Below are 17,215 nucleotides of genomic sequence, written 5' to 3'. Positions count from 1 at the left end.
GGTCGTGCCCCCGCTCAGGCGCCGGGCACGGCCGCGTCGTCGACGGCGTGGTCGTGCGGGGCGTGGTCGGCGTGCTGGTCGTGGTCGGCGTGCGGGTCGTGGGCGCCGTTCTCGGTGGCGGGGCCGGAGGCGCCCTGCGGCAGGCGCGCCTGGTCGAGGATCGACACGGCGTCGGCCGCCGAGATCGACCAGGTGATGGTCGCCGTGACCGTGGCGCTGCCGCCCGCCCCGATGTCGTCGCTGAGGAAGTCGACCCGGACGTCGGAGACCGACTGGTCGCGTGCGGGCACGTCCGCGACCGCACGCACGATGACGCCGTCGTCGTAGGGCAGGTTGGAGATGGCCATGGTGCTCGGTCCGTTCGTCGGGTGCGGGACGGGGCTGCCGCCTCCCCCAGTGTCCTCCTCGGGGGCCGGCGCCGTCAGGCGGTGGCTCCGGGCCGCGCCCGCCGGGGGCGCCCGAGCTGGCCGCCCGGCGCGCTCCGCGACGCGCTTGTCCGGAAAGCGAAGTGTCTAGGAGGACTAACTAGCCCGCCTAGCTAAATCGTGTCACGATCTCCCTCGTACCGGTTCACGGCGGTACGGCCCGACTTCACGGCGGGCCACCCGCAACGACGACGGCGCAGGGCCGTCAGGAACGAGAACGACATGAGCATCACGAGCCAGTCTCCGTTCACGGAGATCCGAGCCACCGAACGCCAGGCCACCCTCTTCGTCATCGCGACCTCGGCGGTCGCCGCGTGCGGCACCGTCGTCGCCGGCATGCTCGTCGCCCTCGGGGTCGCCGCGTGAACGCCGCCGGCGCCGCCGCCACCTGGTCGGACCTCGCGCTCCCCGCGACCGAGCCGCTCGACCTCGCCGACCTCTTCCGGGCGGAGGCCGCCTGATGGACCTCCGGTCGCTCACCCACGAGGCGCTCGTCGCCGCCGTCTCGGGTCGCCTGGTCGGCCCCCAGTCGCTCTCGGGCGCCGAGGTGCAGGCGTTCTCCGCCAGCCCCGTCGAGGCCCCCTCGGCCCGCCCCGAGCACGCGAGGATGGAGGCGGCCTGATGCCCTTCTCCGCCCGCGCCCTCGCTCCCGAGCTCGAGCACGTCTCGTACTTCGACACGTCGATCGACGACGACGACCTCGACTGACGCCTCCCCCGAGGCACACGGCACCACCCGCACGACAGCAGCACAGGACGACCGCACGACAGCATGACGACCACCGCATGACCCCGCTCGACCACCGCCTCCACCAGGGCCGGCAGCGCGAGGGCGACGCCCGACGGGCACCGCACCGAACACCGTCACCCCGACGGCCTGATCACCCAGAGGACCCCGCGATGCCCCAGCGAATCCAGGCAGCCCGCCTGCACGCCTCCCTCGAGAGCTACCGGATCACCGAGCAGCGCCTCGACCGGACGGCCGGGTCGTCGCCCCTGCCGCGGACGGAGCGGGACGCCCTCGCGCTCATCCTCGCCGCGGAGGCCACCGAGCAGCCGATGACGCCGGGCGCCCTCGCCGCGACCCTGGGCTTCACCACCCCCGCCGTCTCGAACCTGCTGCACCGGCTGCAGGACGCCGGTCTCGTGCTCTGCGAGGCCGACCCGAGCGACCGTCGCCGCAAGACCGTGCACACCACGCCGGAGGGGCGCGACGCCTGCGAGACCACCACGACGGTGCCGCCGGTGCAGGAGTTCCTCATGCAGGTGCCCCCGGAGCAGGCCGAGGTGATCAGCGCGTTCCTCGACGAGCTGAGCACCGTGATCGCGTCGCAGGCGGAGCGCGTCCCGCGCTGACGCTCGGGCGTCGAGGCGACCCGTCCCGGACCCTCCGCGGTGCGCGGGCCCCAGATCGGGTCACCTCGACGAGGCGGGGCTCGCCAGTTGCCGATTCGAGGGCTTGGGAGCGTCGATCTGCCCCTCGACGTGGCGAGTACCGCGGCTCCGCTACCGTCGACGTGTCGACGGGCATGCCCGCACCGAGGCACGAGGAGGCGCGGATGAGCGACGCGACGCCGGTCCCGGTCCGCAGGCGGTCGCCGACGGCCCGACGCGCGACCGTCGTCGCGATCGGTGCCGGCCAGGCCGGCCTCTCGGCGGCGCACCACCTGGCGCGGCGCGGGTTCGGCTCCGCGCTCGACGACCCCGACCCCGACCCCCACCCCGAGGCCGCCGACGACGACGAGCGCACGCTCGTCGTGCTCGACGCCGACGACCACCCGGGAGGCGCGTGGCAGCACCGCTGGGAGTCGCTACGCATGGGCACCGTCAACGGCATCTTCGACTTGCCGGGCATGCCCCTGCCGCCCGTCGACCCCGACGAGCCGAGCCGCGACGCGGTGCCGCGCTACTTCGCCGCGTACGAAGAGCGTGAGCGGCTGCCGATCGTGCGGCCCGTGCGCGTGACGGCGGTGCGGGCGGTCGACGACGACCCGGGCGGCGACCTGCTCGTCGAGACGTCGGCGGGCACCTGGCTGACGCGTGCGGTCGTCAACGCCACCGGCACGTGGAACACGCCCGTCGTGCCCGACGTGCCCGGCCGTGAGCTGTTCGCCGGCCTGCAGCGGCACAGCCGCGACTACGGACGCGCCTCGGACTTCGCGGGCCGGCGCGTCGCGATCGTCGGGGGCGGCATCTCGGCGGTGCAGCTGCTCGAGGAGGTCAGCCGGGTCGCGACCACCCTCTGGTACACGCGACGCGAGCCCGTCTTCCTCGACCACGACTTCACGCAGAGCCTCGACGGCGTCGACGTCGAGCGCCGTGTCGCGGCCGACGCGGCGGAGGGCCGCCCGCCCGCGAGCATCGTCTCGTACACCGGGCTCGGCTGGACGAGCTACGCCGTGGAGGCGCGGCGCCGGGGAGTCCTCACCCGTCGCCCGATGTTCACGGCGCTCGGCCCGCACCACGTGGTCGAGGCCGACGGGTCGAGCACGAGCGTCGACGCGGTCATCTGGGCCACGGGGTTCCGGGCCGACCTCGACCACCTCGACCCGCTGCGGCTGCGCGGGCCGCTCGGCGGGGTGCCGCTCGTCGGCACGCGGGCCCGGGCCGACGAGCGCGTGCACCTGATCGGCTACGGGCCGTCGCAGTCGACGGTCGGCGCCAACCGGGCGGGTCGCGCGGCGGCGATCGCGCTGGTGCAGCGGCTGGGTGCGGGGACGGGCGCGGCGCGGCGGTGACGGCGCGGCCGAGTGGTCGCGAACTGCTGCTGCCCGGCTCGTGACGAGCAGTTCGCGACCACTCGCGCCGGGGAGGCGAGCACGGGGACGGACGAGCGAGGAGAGCGAGTGACGGGAATCGAACCCGCGCTACCAGCTTGGGAAGCTGGGCCGGCATTTCTTCGAATGAGAGCTCCGGTAGGCGTTGATCAGCATTAATTCACAAGCGTAGTGGCCTGGGGCAACCTCGAGTGGTCTGGAAACGCGCCTAGAAATGGCACGCCTCATGGCACACGCACCGGCTCAGGGAATACCGAGAGCATCAAGCTTGGCGGACACCCCTCGAACCGGTAGTAAGGAGATGGAAACGCACATTGCTGCCACACATGACCGGCCCAGCCTGCTCACCCTGCCCGAGGCTGCCCAAGTGCTGGCCATCTCCCTGACACAGGTCCGACGCTTCGTAAGATCGGGCCAACTTCCCGCCGTCCGCCTCGCAAGGTCCATCCGGATCGACCCTCAGGAACTCGAAGAGTTCATTATGTCCAACACGCGGGCTGGTGACGAGAAGTGCCTCTAAAAGGCCGCCCCGGCGAATGTCAGACCCCGCATGTCGGACGGCAGGGGGCAGCAGGCGGCAGGGCGCCCATGGCCTGTCGGTAGGTCACCACCCCACTGGCAAGCCCCGGAACGCCACGCTCTGGTTGCAAATGCACCCGTGCTACCGAACATGATTCGATGCATATACGCTGCACATGAGCATCTTGGGGGAAAATTGGCTGAACTATTTGGCGTGAACAGACTGAAGGACCTTGTGGCGGGGTGGTCTTCGGCAGATTTTCAATCTGAGCTAGACATAGTCAGAAGTTGGCTCAGGGACTACCGCACTGGAAGCCTGATACGCGACAACGAGACGGCCCGCGAACAGTCGTACAACAACGACTTCTTCAAGACCATTCTCGGCTATGTCGAAAAGCCGACGCACCCCTTCACGCTTGAGCCCAAATCCTCGACAGCCACCGGGCAAATACCAGATGCAAGACTTGGCTACTTCGACCCGGCCAACGGGGTTGAGGAGACGACTGCCGTCATTGAGCTCAAAGGCGCTGCGATAGACCTGGATCGCCCGCAGCGAGGTCACTCAAACCTTTCTCCCGTGCAGCAAGGATTTAAGTACCGCCCCCAGTACCGCGGATGCACGTTCGTCATCGTGTCCAACTTCTTCGAGATTCGTCTGTACAACGACAACCAGCTGGACTACCAAAGTTGGACCCTGGAAAGTCTGATCGACGAAAAAGACGACTTCCTGCAGTTCAAGACTTTCTTTCTTCTGCTCCATTCGGATCGCCTTCCCCGCCGCAACGGTGTTTCGAAGACCGAGGCTTATCTAAGCGACATCCGCATTACTCAGGCCAAAATCGGCAAGGAGTTCTACGACGACTACGACGCCGCCAGGACCGCTCTACTCAAAAATCTCTACAACCGAAACAAGGCAGTTCGGGATGACCTTGAACTTGGTATCGAAAAGGCCCAGAAGGTCTTGGACCGAGTCGTCTTCGCATGCTTCGCCGAGGACGGCGGGCTTCTTCCGGACGGCACCCTAAAGCGCATTCAGGCGGGAGCCCAAGGAACCGGTCTCTCGAGGTGGAGCATTCTCAAGGCTCTGTTCGAGGGTATCGATCGAGGCGACGAGGGCCTAGGCATTCCGGTGGGCTACAACGGGGGACTGTTTGCAAAGGATGAGGCCCTTGACGCTCTAAGCATTGACGACACGACCATCGACAGGCTGCTAGAGCTGGGTGTTTACGACTTCGTCGACGACCTGTCAGTCAACGTTCTTGGAAATTTGTTCGAGCAGAGCATCAATGACCTCGCTGAAATTCGCGCCCAGATTGGCGGCAGCAGCGACATTCATGCCTTCGAGTCGAGACGCCGACGGAACGACGGCATCTTTTACACACCTGAGTACATAGTCAGGCACATCGTCGACCACACGCTGGGTGCGTTCTTGCGCGAAACCGAGCAAAGAGTCCTCGAAGAGTTCCAGCTCCATTCCGACATCCTCGACAGCACTTATCAGCGGCGTGAGCAAGACGCTTATCTGGCATACAGAGAGCTTCTCAATGCGGTGACTGTTGTCGATCCAGCTGCTGGCTCCGGGGCCTTTCTCACTGGCGCGCTCGATCTTCTGCAAGCCGAACACAACCGAGTATCCAGCATTCTTGGAAACGACCTTTTCTCCGCTGTAGAACTTACTGGACAGATTCTTCGCACGAATCTCTACGGCGTAGACATCAACGAGGAAAGCGTCGAAATTACCAAGTTGAGCCTGTGGCTAAAGTCAGCGACAAAGGGCAACAAGCTTCAGGGGTTGGACCGCAATGTAAGGGTGGGCAACTCCCTAAAGCCACAGGCTCAAGCCGACGGCGATAAGGCGTTCGACTGGTTCGCTGAGTTTCCTGAGGTCATGAATTCGGGAGGCTTTGACGTCGTTATTGGCAACCCGCCCTACATCAAGGAATACACGCATAAGGATGCTTTCGAAGGCCTCTATTCCAATCCCGTCTACCAGGGTAAAATGGACATCTGGTACATGTTCGGCGATCTCGCGCTGCGGATTGTAAAGAAAGATTTTGGACGCATTGGTTTCATAGCCCCGAGCAACTGGATTACCAATTCAGGGGCGTCAAAGTTCCGTGACCGAGTCGTCAATGACGCCAAAATTCTTGAGTACTGGGACTTTGGGAACTACTTCGTCTTTTCGCAGGCCGGCATTCAGACCATGATTTACATCATGACTCGGGCAACAGTGAACGACGCCTACGCCTTCCCATACGCTCGTGTAAATGATTCCAAGCTCACGTCAGCCGAGGTCGTCCGCTTTCTCCAGGGCGCTGATGATGCGAGATTCACGCGATTTGAGGGAGCAGTTCGAAAGGCAGACTCTCTCGGAACCAGTCTAAATATCAATCGCAAGACTGTGGACGACCTGCTCGATCACATCAAGGGCACTGCGACAACGCAACTAGCGAGCGATGAGGTCGCCACCGGCATTGACGTGCACCAGGATTACCTCAACAAAAAAGGCGCAGAAATTCTGGGCGAAGCGTCCGTTGTCGGCAGTGGGATATTCAATCTTTCTCATCGTGAGTACACGAATCTTCGTTTGAACGCTGCCGAGCGGGCCCTGGTTCGCCCCTTCTACACGACCGAGCAGCTAGGCCGATACTTCGGCAATGACAAGCATGATGCATGGGTCATATACACCGATTCGTCCTACAAGGACGCCGACGCCATGTCTGGTCTACCAAATCTTCGTGCACACCTCGATTCATTCGCGGACGTCATCACATCGGACAACAAGCCTTACGGTCTTCACCGGGCCAGGGATGAGCGCTTCTTCAAGGGAGAAAAAATCATCTCCTTGCGAAAAGCCGCGCGTCCAACCTTCACTTATACGGACTTCGACGCATACGTGTCACAAACCTTCTTTGTCGTCAAGACCACGCGGTGGGAAGCGAAAGCCCTGACAGCCCTGCTGAACTCTGACCTCATCGCTTTCTGGCTCCGATACAAAGGCAAGATCCAAGGCGACGCATACCAGGTTGACAAGGGACCGCTGCTGTCAATTCCTCTTCTGTTCCCAGCCCGGTCAGCAGAACTAGCAGACCTCGCGGATGCGAACATCAGGCTGCGAGGCGAGCGGGCTGCGGCAACGCGCCATTTCCAGGCTTCCATCTCCGTAGAGGCCCCCGGCTGGACGGGGGAGCACCCATCATGGTGGGCCCTGACCCAAGAGGAACTCCTGGCCTCCCTGCCGTCCAGTTTGCCGCTTAGCCGACGCCCTGAAGTTGTCGATGTATTCGAGGGGTATCAGGCCACGGCGATACGACTCAGCAATGAGATTCGCGACGCGGAAGATCACGCCGACGCCCTCGTCTTCGAGGCGTATGGACTCGACGAGGAGCAAATTCAGCTAGTCAAAACGAGCATTTAGGACGAACGCCGCGTCTGGGCGGTGGCCTCGCAGCAACCATGCGTTGCAACTAGGGATCGCGGATGTCTCCTCAAATTAGTCACCGAGTCGCTTACTTGGCCGGTCGTCCGCAGTAGCCGACCTGCTCTCACCGAAAACGGCAGAAACTGCCAAGCCGCATCGGATCGTGAGCGTTACCAATTCGTTACGAGCCTCATGGGGGGTTAGCCGGTCTGGCTGCCGATTAACTCAGTGGACGACAACTGCTCGGCGCTCATTCGCCGGAGCCCTTGGCCCGAAGCAAGGCGGTTTGCACGGTGGCCGCAACGCTGCACTCGGGGTAGGGACAACTCTGCTCGAAGAGCACTCAGCTGCCGCCCTCCGCCTGCTTGAACGAACGAGAGGATCGACATGATGACGACTGGCAGACGAGCTACTGGCAAACAAGTCGCTTTCTTCGAGCGCTTGGCGCTGCGGTCGGGACGCCCCCTGAACCTGATTGAACTGCGCCGATTCCGTGACCTGGACAGCGACATCGCGTCACAGAAAATAGCTGCGCTTAAGGACCTCGTGGAGGAGAGAGAGCTTAAGGACTTTGTGGGAATTCCAGGCCAAGCCACCGGCCTGCAGCTCGTGTACTACGCGAGGAAACGACGCCTGCTAGGCGACCCCCTTACGCCTCGTGAGATTCGCGAACTGAAAACTAGATCGACAGCGGAACTTGGAGAGTCCATCAGCCAATGTGAACGACTGCTACAGGGACAAGCCGATGACGCGGGTCGGACGCCGGCGGACTGGCGACTCGCTCGTGGGTTCTACGACCCAGAGCGGTTGCGTGCCGGTCAGCAGAGAGCCTCGGAGAACAACCGACAGCGTCTCGCGACTGGCATGTCGAGAAGTACGTCAAACCTCACCGACTACGAGATTGCGACGGGACACTAGCAGTTCACTGCTTTTTGGGCAGGCGCAGGGTTGGCGACCCCGCCTGCCGATGGTCTAGGCATGGAGAGTTCTTTGGGCGGCGCCCGTGCCTAGGTCCTGCGGCTGGTGCACGTCGCCCAACCGGACGGACTGGGAAGGCCGTGTCCAAAGTGGCGAGCCGGTATCGGTTGTGTCGGCCGACTCCCCGTATTCGGTCTCGGCAGCGAATAGGCACATTCGGCTCCACATGCGCCCCGCCCTTGTGGCGGAACTAGGACGATCTCAGCCTGACCTCGATCTGTCCAGCTTCGTGAACAAGCTCCTGTCCCTAGTGTCGGCGGCAGAGCGAGTGCGGGAATACGCCGAAGCGACCGCAAACCCGCGCCTCATTCTCGAGGCCATCAGACGCGAGTCCGATCTCCTGTCACTTCTCATGCGGCGACTGGGCATCGACTCCGACGAGGCTGCGGAATTGCACCGCGAAGCTCGATCGCTGTCCAAAGAGGTCGGCACCATGGTGCATTCCGGTCGTTTCGACGATTTTGCCCAGGAGCTAGCCACTCGCCTCGATCTCCGAGGTGAGACCAACCTGTCAGGTTCTGTTCGGGCCCTGGCATCGACCGAGAGGGCTGAGACGAGTGGCAACTCAAGTACTACCTAGCGTCGTGATCTACGTGCTCCCGCCTGACGGCTCAGGCATCGAGCAGACCCTCGAACTTCCCGTGGACGACCTGGCCCGAGAGGAACTGACCATGTCGAACGGTACAAATCCCTTCACCTACCTCGACGACCCAACCATGCAGCGCGCGCTCTACGACCGTGTCGTGCTCAAGAGACCGGAGGCACACAAATGACGTCGACCCCGAGCAATTTCGTGGGTGAAACAGTTCACTTCCTCGCAGCAAAGACGGTTGCCATCGATCAGTACCATTCAACCGTGCTCTCCTACGGAGACGAACTCGTAATCACCTCCGAGATCGTAGAACTCTCGACGGACCGAAACGGCGACAGTTGGCTCGATGGCATCGGGACTCCTTCGTCGAGCGCCAGACTCGGCAGTTGGCCGGCAGACGAGCCTCGTCTCCTCACAGGTTCGTTCGAGTGGCAGGAAGCTCGTGAATCAGCAAGAGCGGCAGCCTTTGCCATGCCCGACGAGCCTGAGCGACGAGCTGCTCTGAAGAAGGTTGAAAGCAAGTTCGGCCCTGCGCTGACAACAAGCCGTATCTTGTCCGTCACGAAGGACAGCTAGCGTGAGCAACGTCGGCAACTCCTACATGTTCCGCCTGGAGGCGGCCGCGTATCTCCAGCTTCGCGGACTCGCGGAAACGGTTGCGCGTCCGATACATCGAAGCTTGGCGCAGCAGTTCATTGAGGGCCAAGACCACGGAGACCTCCTCGGCCTTGGCCCGTGGGCCATTGAAGTTCGGAACGAGCGGACAATGGACCTGTCCGGGGCCATGAACACTGCCCGCGACGAGGCGACTCAGGCTGGAGCAACGTTCTACGCCGCGGTGCACCGGCGACGCGGCCACTCGGTTTCCGACGCTTACGTGACCATGCCTCTCAGTCAACTGGCTTCCCTGCTCGTTGCAGGGCTGCCCCCTCAACTTCCTGTTGGCTCGGACTCCGGCGTCCCGAGCTAGCGGAAGGGCCGTCCAGTCGATTGAGCTCTGCGGGACGGTCAAGGTGGTCCGCTTCATTTCTCTTCCTGAGGCGGACCACCTTCTCGCTTCGATACCAGAACGCCTCTTCGTGCCTTCACGCTAGGTCGCCGGAGCAGGAGCGACCGCAATCTTTTCCTTTGGTTCGACGCCAAAGAGGGCAACCCAGTTTTCCCGAGTTGCGAGTTCACCAACGCAACGATCGACGTAAGCGCGGGTGTAGAGGTGATTTTGGTGAGGCTTACTAAATATGCAGAAGACGCCGTCGCCTGACTCGCGCTTCACGCCGACGGCTGGGCCGATGCGGTGGGCATGCCGAAGCTTTGTGAAGTGATGGAGGTTGAAGCGGAAGGGAATGCGCTCCGCAATCGCAGCGGTGGCGGCCTTCGGCAGCAGCTCCTCAAGTAGGCCCACAGACTTCTGTTTCTCGGCCACGATCACGGTGCCTGTTTTCGCCCCAGCAGCAAGCTCCTGCACTTGTTCTCGAGTCAATGCATTCGTGTTCACGAACGTGAATGCGAGGTCGGCATCGGTCTTCGGACCCTTTAGCGGTATGAGCTGGACTCGGTATTCGTAACGGAGATCTTCCCGCAGAGTGTCCTCAATGGAGGCCTCAAAACTCGTGATGTAAGAGCGCGTTACCTGGGGCAGTTGCTTTCTCAGCTTCCTCTGCTCATCCATTCCTTCGGGCGTCAATGATTGGACAAAGACAGGAAAGCGCAGCTCGTCACCGAGCGAGTATTCAGTTCCGAAACGAGTGATGAGTTCTCGTTCGAAGTTGATGACAGAGGCGTGAGACTGAGCCGCAGTGGCAATCAGGATCGCGTCTTGAAACCGGTGCTCAATGGAGTTACGCAGGCCGACGAAGAACTCAATATTGAGCCGAGTGGGATCGCGATCTGCAAATTCTTTCTTGAGACATGTCGTGAGATCCCAAGACACCTTCTGACCGGTCTTGTCCCGCTTGTAGTGCCCGTTCGCCTCGCGAAAGTAGATGTTCGTCTTGCGACGTTCAAACTCCGCGTGAAGCAGGTTTTGCCATGCGAGATGCATGTGAATGACGAAGTCCGAAAAGCTGCGCTTGTCCCCGGATCGGTTGTAGAAGTCGATAGCTGTTGTTGCTTGACGGCGGGCCTCTTGCAAGGTGTGCCACCAACGAGGTCTCTGAGCCACACCTCACTCTGACATGTGATGCGGGGCTGGGGTGGATGCACACGTCCTTTTTCTTGCTTTTGGACATCTGACTGCGTCAGCACTCAGTCACCGCTTTTCGCCTCCCCTGCGTAGCAAAAGTGCGTTCAAAAGATGGCGTCTCAGGCATGTGACTTCGTTGACTTCTGAGAACACCTCATGTAAAATACAACATGAGAAGCCAGGGTGAGCAGCTCGGATATGTCCGGGTGAGCACGAGCAAGCAGACAACGGATCAACAGCACGACGCCCTCAAGGCGGCGGGCATCACTCGCATCTTCGAGGACGTCACGAGCGGCGCGAAGAAGAACCGGGCCGGGCTGCAAGGCCTCCTCGACTACGCGCGGGCCGGAGACACGATCACGGTCGTAGCCCTTGATCGACTCGGTAGGAGCATGACCCACGTCATCCTCACAATTGAGGAGCTTCAGGAGCGGGGCATCCTTCTTCGGTCCTTGCGCGAGGGAGTCGACTTCTCGCAGCCCGTTGGCAAGATGCTGGCCGGCATCTTTGCCGCCATGGCTGAGTACGAGCGTGCATTGATCAAGGAGCGTGCGGACGCCGCGCGCGAGGCGGCACGCGCCCGCGGAAAGCAAACCGGTCGACCTCGCGCCCTCGACCGACCCAAGGTCGAGCAGGCCTGGAGCCTTCGCGAGGCTGGCTTCACGCCCTCCGAGATTGCCGTGACGCTCAAAGTGAGCCGGGCCACCGTCTACCGCGCCTTCGAGTCTCTGCGTTGACGGCCTAGAGCCAACCTCATTCATTAGTCACCGCCGTGGGGGCGCCCAGCGAGTCCACAAGGCGGTGACGCCCCGTCCGGTCCGGCCCCTCTGCCCCCAGTTGTGGGGTCATTTCAGCTCCGAGCACCGAAACTCGCGTACGAAGCCGCGTCAAACCCGTAGCAGTACTAGCGGACCACGAGCCCGCCGGTGCTGCTGCGCCTCGTCCTTACTGAAAGTCATCCAATGCCCTCCAACCCCACAAGCAGCGTGGCCCCCACTCCCCCGAATCGTCGTCGCCGACGAAAATTCGGCAACGTTCGTAAAACAAGCGCGGGTCGGTTCCAAGCTCGCTACCCAAGCCCCGACGGCTCTGGCGTCATGGTGCCCGGCCCAACCACGTTCCGCACCCAGAAGGAGGCGGACGCATTCCTCAACCGCACGCAGGTAGAAATCGAAGACAATCATTGGAAGGATCCGAGGAAGAAGGCTCCCACTCTTGCTGCTTACATCCCTCACTTTCAGCGCGTGAGGGAAGGTCGGGGAGGCGGGCCCATCAAGCCACGCACTCGCGAACTTTCCGAATCCCAGTTCAAAAACCACATTCTCCCTACCTTCGGAGATAAGCCCTTGGACGAGATCACGACGCATGCAGTCAATGCTTGGTTCAGCTCCCTCCCCGAGCGGCCCACTCTCCGTCGCCAGTGCTACTCCCTCCTCAAGGCTCTCCTGAACCTGGCGATCAGAGAGGAACAGATCAGGGGCGCGAATCCCTGCCGGCTGAAGTCGGCAGGACAGAACAAGTACGACGAACGGCCCTACTTCTCACTCGGACAAGTGGAGCCCGTCATTGCTCTCCTACCGCCCCACATCCGCGTCGTTGCTCTCGTTGCGTTCAATGCGCACCTTCGACTTGGCGAAGTCCTTGCGTTGCGATGCAGCGACATCGACCTCGACCGGGCTCGCGTTCGGGTAGCTCGGGGTGTAACGGAAACGGCGTCCGGGCAATACGAGGGGCAGACCAAGACGGCCTCGCAGCGATTCATTGACGTGGATCGCGAAACCGTTCAGCTACTGATCCAAGTGCTTCATAACCGAGACCCACTTGCTGACGAGCGGCTCTTCCGGCGACCAGACAAGAGTGTGCTGCGTCACCAGCATGTACAGCGAGCCTGGTCAAAGGCGCGACTGGCAGCCGGTTTGCCCGCCCTTCACTTCCACGACCTTCGCCACGTCGGTCTGACAATGATGGCCGAGACGGGCGCTCCGCTCTCTGTGCTGAAGCACCGGGCCGGTCACGGAACAGTTCAGGCTGCCATGAACTACCAACATCGCGCTGCCGAGCGCGGACCGCAGGAGGCCGAGCTGTTCGCCAAACGTAAATGGGAAGAACGGCAACGAGCCCGCCTAGAGCAGCAGGCAGCTCAGCCTGACGGCCCGGACGAGGATCAGTCCTCTTAGTGGCACACCGAATGGCACAGCTTGAAGGACCGTCATATCCGACCGTCCGGCGAGTTGTGCCATTCGGTCGCTCTACCTGCAAGACCAGGTATCTACTTTGAGAGCGAGTGACGGGAATCGAACCCGCGCTACCAGCTTGGGAAGCTGGAGTTCTACCATTGAACTACACTCGCGCGCCGCGGTGAGGCGGACTCCCCCACTATAGCGACCCGCGACTCCTCGGTCTGTGCGGCCGCCCGACGGCCGGCCCGACGGCACGCTCACGACGTCGCGTCCCCCGTTCCACCCGGTGCCCCCCGGTCAGGGGCCGGTTGTCAAGGGCCTGCACCGATCCGTCCACCCGCTTAGCGTCGAGGGGACCACCGGGGCCGACTGGGCGGACCCGGGCGACAGAGGAGAACCTCATGAGCCACTACGTCAGCGACCCTGACGCTCGACCGGTCAAGATCACCACCTACCCGCCGCGGCCGCGACGCCACACCACGCCGGGCCAGCGCTCCACCCGCCGCGACGAGGTCCGCTACGGCGACTTCTTCGTCGCCGAGTCCGCCGCGAGCGGGGTGGCCTGATGACCCTCGCCGGTCAGACGTCGACCGCGCAGCAGCTGGTGCGCGTGCCGCTGACCGACGTCGCCGACGTGCACCTGCACCGGATCGACGACGGCCAGTGGCGGGTGCTCGACCGGCGCCTGCCCTTCGACGACGTCGCCGCGCTGCTCGGCTTCGTCGAGCGCACCGGGGGCCTCTCCGAGGTCACGCTGATGGGGCGGCCGCGAGACCACGTGCCGTGCCCCGACCTGCGCTGCGCGGCGCTGACGTTCGTCGAGCACGGGGTCGAGCTGGGCTGAGCCGTGCGCCCTGGTCGGCGCGGCGCGGCGCGGTTCGATGCGGTCGCGGGCACGGGCTGCTCTCCGCGGCACGGCCCAGCTCCGGACCGAGATCCGCCCCGAGAAGTACGGTCCACATCCGCTGATCCACTCCGGAGTGGAGCAGCCTCCGCCCTCCCGCCACGTCGAGAGCCGCCGATCCACTCCGGAGTGGAGCAGCCCCCGCCCTCCCGCCACGTCGAGAGCCGCCGATCCACTCCGGAGTGGATCAGCGATGCGGGCGACCGACCTTCGGTNGGGGGGGGGGGGGCAGGCCGGTCCTCGCGACCGGACCGCGACTCCCCGGGGAATCCGAGAGGGATCCGGCCCGCCGCGGCCGTGTCAGGCGGGAGCCGCGGGCCCGCGGCACGGATCACTCGCGAATTCGGCAGGGACGGAGGAGCGGAGAGACCCTCAGGCCGCGCCGAGGACGACGACCGGGCGCTGCGGGGGACGCCGACCGGGCCGCGCGGGGCCCGCCCACCGGGGGACGCGACGGGCCCAAGGGCAAGGGGGCCTGTGAATACGGGCGGAACGGGGGCCGTCCTCCTAGCGTCGGCCTCATGATCACGAAGAAGACCCTGCTGCCCCTCGCCGCCCTGCTGATGCTGCCGCTCGCGGGCTGCACCGGAGGCGCGCAGAACACGGACCCCGCCGGCGACGTGCCCGGCTCGTCCGCCACCCGCACCGACCCGGGCCAGGCCAACGACGCCGCGTGCACCCGCATCGGCGCGACCGCCCTCTCGACCCTCGCCGACGGGGCCACCGACGACGTGCTGCTCGGCTACGCCGTCCAGGAAGGCGACACCTGGTACGTCGCGGCGCCCCTCGGCGAGAACAACGTGCTGAGCGACACCATCGGCCTCTGGACCACGACGGGCGACGTCGAGTCGGACGACTTCGACGCGACCTTCGAGTCGGCCAACGACGACGCCGCCGAGAACTCGTCGTTCGCCCGTGCGACCGACGCCGACGACGACTCCGACGCCGCCGAGCAGGCGCTGTCGTGCATCGAGGACGCCGACGACACGGCCCGCTGAGCCCCGCACCGTCAGGAGGACGAGCGTGACGGGCACCTGACGGCGGCCGGGGCGGCCGTCCGGGGCGCCAGTGCGCCTTCCGGTCACCACGGTGCGCAGCGCTCGGCCTCCTGGCACCATGGGAGGGAAGGGGCCTGCGCCCCTCGTGCCGAGGAGACGGGAGGCACCGTGGGCTACCTGACCTACGACGGCGGCACCGCGGAGGTGCAGCTGGACGACCGCGTGCTGGCCCACCTCCAGATCGTGATCATCACCAAGATCCGCCGCCAGGAGAGCTTCGTCTTCTCCTGGAAGGAGCCCGCCTCGGCCGGCGACGGCCGCAGCAGCGTGTGGATCCACCCGACCGTGAGCCTGCGCTTCTCGTTCGCGGGCAGCCGACCGCCGACCATCAACCCGCGGTGGATCGCCGTGCTCACCGAGTCGGCCAACAGCGGCCAGGGCCTCCAGCTCCTCCCCGAGCCGCCCGTCGGCGCCGCCGGCGAGGCGACCCCGACGACGTCCGTCGCGAGTGGGGCGACCGGGGCGACCGGGGCCGAGGGCGCCTAACCCCGCCGAGCCGAGCCGAGCCGAGCCGAGCCGAGCCCGCGCAGGGTCCCGCACCCCGCGCCTCCCGTCAAGCCCGTTTGGCGATGCGTGCCCCGGCGAGCGCTCCCCTGGGTGTCGACCCGCGCCTCCCGGCGTGGTGTGGAGGTCCATCCGCTCGACGAGAGGACCCCCATGTTCTTCCACGAGCAAGAGCTGCAGCACAGCGCGACCCCCGACGCCCCCGACGCCGTCTACGCCCGCAAGCTGCAGGAGGTGCTCGGCGGCCAGTACGGCGAGATCACCATCGCCATGCAGTACGGCTTCCAGGCCTGGAACACCCACATCCCCGGCAAGTACCGCGACCTGCTCTTCGGCATCGCCGCCGAGGAGTTCGGGCACGTCGAGATGCTCGCCATCATGATCTCGCAGCTGCTCGAGAAGGCCCCCGTGGGCCTCACCGACGAGGCCGTGCAGAACGACCCCGTCATGGCGGCCGTGATCGGCGGCACCGACGTGCAGCAGGCGATCGTCGCCGGCGCCGGCGCCCGCCCCGTCGACAGCATGGGCAACCCCTGGCAGGGCGCGTTCATCACCTCGAGCGGCAACCTGCTCGCCGACTTCACGGCCAACGCGAACGGCGAGATGCAGGGCCGCCTCCAGGCCGCCCGGCTCTACCACATGACCGACGACAAGGGCGTGAAGGACCTCCTGAGCTTCCTCATCGCGCGCGACACCATGCACCAGAACCAGTGGCTCGCGGCGATCCAGGAGCTGCAGGACGACGGCATCGAGCAGTTCCCGGTGCCGAGCACCTTCCCGCAGTCGAAGGAGGACCAGACGGTGAACTACCAGTACCTCAACTTCTCCGACGGCGCGCACGCGAAGGAGGGCTCGTGGGCCAGCGGCCCCACCCCCGACGGCAAGGGCGAGTTCAGCTACCACGACGGCCCCACGACGACGGCGCCGATGCCCGCGCCGACGACGCCCGACGAGCGCTTCCACGGCACGACCGGCAAGTCGCCGCTGCTCGAGAAGACGAAGGGCGCCGTCAAGGACGCCCTCCACAAGGGCTGACCCGGCCCTCCCTCACCAGGACCCCGTCCCGGACGAGCTTCCCCGCCCGGGACGCCCGCCCGGGGCGGGGTCCTCGTGCATCCCCCACCCTGATGACGAAGGAGTCGCGGGTCGGCTCGTCCGCACCCGCCCGCCCCCGAAGGAGACCACCATGAACAAGAGCACCCTCGCCCTGCTCGGAGCCGGCGCGGGCGTCGCCGCCTCCGCGGCGGCGGCCGCCGCGGCCCTGGCCCGGCGCCACGCGGAGAAGCAGCCCGTCGCCGACGGCTGGAAGTCCGTGACCGTCCTGGCGACGCCGGACGACATCGCCCCGGGCGGCGTCGTCGGGCCGCCGTTCGACCGGCTCGCGGAGGTCGTCGAGACGCGCCTCCTGCCGGCCCCCGGCGACCGCGGCACCGAGCTGCACGCGCGGGTGCTGCCCGGCGGCCGGGCCGAGGCCGTCGTCCGCGAGCAGCTCGGCGGCGACCCCGCCGACACGCTGCGCCGGGCCCTCCGCGAGCTCAAGACGCGCGTCGAGACGGGCGAGGTGCTGCAGCAGCTGCCGCGGCCCGAGGGGCGCCGGAAGCACACGGTCGCGGGTGCCCTCGTCGACGGCGCCGAGCGTCGCGCGTTCGGGGCGGGTGCGCTGTGAGGGCGCTCGT

20 protein-coding genes and 1 tRNA gene are annotated in these 17,215 nt (G+C 65.1%); 18 read left to right on the top strand and 3 right to left on the bottom strand.

All coding sequences use genetic code 11. From position 1 onward, the window contains the following. Positions 1-14 precede the first annotated feature (14 nt). A complete protein-coding gene (locus ASF82_RS14560) occupies positions 15-347 on the bottom strand; it encodes a hypothetical protein (protein ID WP_056058519.1) in 333 nt (110 codons plus the stop codon). A 300-nt stretch (positions 348-647) separates the two neighbouring features. On the opposite strand from ASF82_RS14560, the gene ASF82_RS15695 reads away from it, so the two are divergent. The 10 genes from ASF82_RS15695 (at position 648) to ASF82_RS14530 (ending at position 9,681) form a co-directional block, all read left to right on the top strand. Further along, a complete protein-coding gene (locus ASF82_RS15695) occupies positions 648-791 on the top strand; it encodes a hypothetical protein (RefSeq protein WP_156370189.1) in 144 nt (47 codons plus the stop codon). 94 nt (positions 792-885) lie between these two features. Continuing rightward, entirely contained in the window at positions 886-1,047 is a 162-nt protein-coding gene (locus tag ASF82_RS15690; protein WP_156370187.1) for a hypothetical protein, read from the top strand. A 277-nt stretch (positions 1,048-1,324) separates the two neighbouring features. Next, positions 1,325-1,780, top strand: coding sequence for a MarR family winged helix-turn-helix transcriptional regulator (locus ASF82_RS14555; RefSeq protein WP_056058516.1), 456 nt, complete (start codon positions 1,325-1,327; stop codon positions 1,778-1,780). A 203-nt stretch (positions 1,781-1,983) separates the two neighbouring features. Continuing rightward, on the top strand, positions 1,984-3,162 hold the full coding sequence (locus ASF82_RS14550; RefSeq protein ID WP_056058514.1) for an NAD(P)-binding domain-containing protein: 1,179 nt from the start codon (positions 1,984-1,986) through the stop codon (positions 3,160-3,162). A gap of 253 nt (positions 3,163-3,415) precedes the next feature. Continuing rightward, positions 3,416-3,721 carry a helix-turn-helix domain-containing protein gene (locus tag ASF82_RS16385; RefSeq protein ID WP_082514676.1) on the top strand — a complete coding sequence of 102 codons (306 nt, stop codon included), beginning with the start codon at positions 3,416-3,418 and terminating at the stop codon, positions 3,719-3,721. A 213-nt stretch (positions 3,722-3,934) separates the two neighbouring features. After that, on the top strand, positions 3,935-7,138 hold the full coding sequence (locus ASF82_RS14540) for an N-6 DNA methylase (RefSeq protein ID WP_162240280.1): 3,204 nt from the start codon (positions 3,935-3,937) through the stop codon (positions 7,136-7,138). Positions 7,139-7,528: 390 nt separating this feature from the next. Further along, complete coding sequence (locus ASF82_RS15685; protein ID WP_156370185.1) at positions 7,529-8,059, top strand: hypothetical protein; 531 nt, start codon at positions 7,529-7,531, stop codon at positions 8,057-8,059. Between the two features lie 644 nt (positions 8,060-8,703). After that, a complete protein-coding gene (locus tag ASF82_RS14535; protein ID WP_056058505.1) occupies positions 8,704-8,892 on the top strand; it encodes a hypothetical protein in 189 nt (62 codons plus the stop codon). Continuing rightward, complete coding sequence (locus tag ASF82_RS15680; protein WP_156370183.1) at positions 8,889-9,287, top strand: hypothetical protein; 399 nt, start codon at positions 8,889-8,891, stop codon at positions 9,285-9,287. Before ASF82_RS14535 ends, ASF82_RS15680 begins: the two co-directional genes overlap by 4 nt. A 1-nt stretch (position 9,288) precedes the next feature. After that, positions 9,289-9,681: a hypothetical protein gene (locus tag ASF82_RS14530; RefSeq protein WP_056058502.1), complete on the top strand. Its 393-nt coding sequence runs from the start codon at positions 9,289-9,291 to the stop codon at positions 9,679-9,681. 120 nt (positions 9,682-9,801) lie between these two features. On the opposite strand, the gene ASF82_RS15385 is transcribed toward ASF82_RS14530, so the two are convergent. After that, positions 9,802-10,842 (bottom strand): DUF3644 domain-containing protein, encoded by a 1,041-nt coding sequence (locus ASF82_RS15385; RefSeq protein ID WP_235491303.1) that lies wholly within the window; start codon positions 10,840-10,842, stop codon positions 9,802-9,804. A 257-nt stretch (positions 10,843-11,099) separates the two neighbouring features. On the opposite strand from ASF82_RS15385, the gene ASF82_RS14525 reads away from it, so the two are divergent. Continuing rightward, positions 11,100-11,630, top strand: coding sequence for a recombinase family protein (locus ASF82_RS14525; RefSeq protein WP_235491302.1), 531 nt, complete (start codon positions 11,100-11,102; stop codon positions 11,628-11,630). Positions 11,631-11,855: 225 nt separating this feature from the next. Then, on the top strand, positions 11,856-13,070 hold the full coding sequence (locus ASF82_RS15380) for a site-specific integrase (RefSeq protein ID WP_082514673.1): 1,215 nt from the start codon (positions 11,856-11,858) through the stop codon (positions 13,068-13,070). Positions 13,071-13,172: 102 nt separating this feature from the next. Here the strand turns inward: ASF82_RS15380 and ASF82_RS14520 are convergent. Then, positions 13,173-13,243 (bottom strand) — tRNA-Gly (locus tag ASF82_RS14520). 231 nt (positions 13,244-13,474) lie between these two features. Here ASF82_RS14520 and ASF82_RS15675 point away from each other — a divergent pair. The 6 genes from ASF82_RS15675 to ASF82_RS14495 all read left to right on the top strand — a co-directional run bounded on the left by ASF82_RS15675 (position 13,475) and on the right by ASF82_RS14495 (position 17,205). Continuing rightward, a complete protein-coding gene (locus ASF82_RS15675) occupies positions 13,475-13,639 on the top strand; it encodes a hypothetical protein (RefSeq protein WP_156370181.1) in 165 nt (54 codons plus the stop codon). Continuing rightward, complete coding sequence (locus tag ASF82_RS14515; RefSeq protein ID WP_056058496.1) at positions 13,639-13,917, top strand: hypothetical protein; 279 nt, start codon at positions 13,639-13,641, stop codon at positions 13,915-13,917. The genes ASF82_RS15675 and ASF82_RS14515 overlap by 1 nt, the downstream gene beginning before the upstream one ends. A gap of 581 nt (positions 13,918-14,498) precedes the next feature. Continuing rightward, the gene (locus ASF82_RS14510; protein WP_056058494.1) at positions 14,499-14,975 is read left to right on the top strand and encodes a hypothetical protein; all 477 of its coding nucleotides are present in this window, start codon (positions 14,499-14,501) and stop codon (positions 14,973-14,975) included. A 168-nt stretch (positions 14,976-15,143) separates the two neighbouring features. Continuing rightward, positions 15,144-15,521 (top strand): hypothetical protein, encoded by a 378-nt coding sequence (locus ASF82_RS14505; protein WP_056058491.1) that lies wholly within the window; start codon positions 15,144-15,146, stop codon positions 15,519-15,521. A 171-nt stretch (positions 15,522-15,692) separates the two neighbouring features. Next, entirely contained in the window at positions 15,693-16,574 is an 882-nt protein-coding gene (locus ASF82_RS14500; RefSeq protein WP_056058488.1) for a manganese catalase family protein, read from the top strand. A gap of 151 nt (positions 16,575-16,725) precedes the next feature. Next, positions 16,726-17,205 (top strand): hypothetical protein, encoded by a 480-nt coding sequence (locus ASF82_RS14495; protein ID WP_056058485.1) that lies wholly within the window; start codon positions 16,726-16,728, stop codon positions 17,203-17,205. Positions 17,206-17,215: the final 10 nt, after the last annotated feature.

Origin of the sequence: Frigoribacterium sp. Leaf164 (assembly GCF_001423665.1) — a bacterium.
GTDB classification, from domain to species: domain Bacteria; phylum Actinomycetota; class Actinomycetes; order Actinomycetales; family Microbacteriaceae; genus Frigoribacterium; species Frigoribacterium endophyticum.
The sequence above is the reverse complement of the archived record's forward strand: the minus strand, read 5'-3'. Positions and strand labels throughout refer to the sequence as shown.

What these genes read in the sequence shown, in the direction of transcription:
- ASF82_RS15675 (WP_156370181.1), top strand. Translation starts at nt 13,475, where the DNA reads ATGAGCCACTACGTCAGCGACCCTGACGCTCGACCGGTCAAGATCACC.
- ASF82_RS14500 (WP_056058488.1), top strand. Translation starts at nt 15,693, where the DNA reads ATGTTCTTCCACGAGCAAGAGCTGCAGCACAGCGCGACCCCCGACGCC.
- ASF82_RS16385 (WP_082514676.1), top strand. Translation starts at nt 3,416, where the DNA reads ATGGCACGCCTCATGGCACACGCACCGGCTCAGGGAATACCGAGAGCA.
- ASF82_RS14555 (WP_056058516.1), top strand. Translation starts at nt 1,325, where the DNA reads ATGCCCCAGCGAATCCAGGCAGCCCGCCTGCACGCCTCCCTCGAGAGC.
- ASF82_RS15380 (WP_082514673.1), top strand. Translation starts at nt 11,856, where the DNA reads ATGCCCTCCAACCCCACAAGCAGCGTGGCCCCCACTCCCCCGAATCGT.
- ASF82_RS15690 (WP_156370187.1), top strand. Translation starts at nt 886, where the DNA reads ATGGACCTCCGGTCGCTCACCCACGAGGCGCTCGTCGCCGCCGTCTCG.
- ASF82_RS14510 (WP_056058494.1), top strand. Translation starts at nt 14,499, where the DNA reads ATGATCACGAAGAAGACCCTGCTGCCCCTCGCCGCCCTGCTGATGCTG.
- ASF82_RS15680 (WP_156370183.1), top strand. Translation starts at nt 8,889, where the DNA reads ATGACGTCGACCCCGAGCAATTTCGTGGGTGAAACAGTTCACTTCCTC.
- ASF82_RS14515 (WP_056058496.1), top strand. Translation starts at nt 13,639, where the DNA reads ATGACCCTCGCCGGTCAGACGTCGACCGCGCAGCAGCTGGTGCGCGTG.
- ASF82_RS14550 (WP_056058514.1), top strand. Translation starts at nt 1,984, where the DNA reads ATGAGCGACGCGACGCCGGTCCCGGTCCGCAGGCGGTCGCCGACGGCC.
- ASF82_RS14560 (WP_056058519.1), bottom strand. Translation starts at nt 347, where the DNA reads ATGGCCATCTCCAACCTGCCCTACGACGACGGCGTCATCGTGCGTGCG.
- ASF82_RS15685 (WP_156370185.1), top strand. Translation starts at nt 7,529, where the DNA reads ATGATGACGACTGGCAGACGAGCTACTGGCAAACAAGTCGCTTTCTTC.
- ASF82_RS15695 (WP_156370189.1), top strand. Translation starts at nt 648, where the DNA reads ATGAGCATCACGAGCCAGTCTCCGTTCACGGAGATCCGAGCCACCGAA.
- ASF82_RS14495 (WP_056058485.1), top strand. Translation starts at nt 16,726, where the DNA reads ATGAACAAGAGCACCCTCGCCCTGCTCGGAGCCGGCGCGGGCGTCGCC.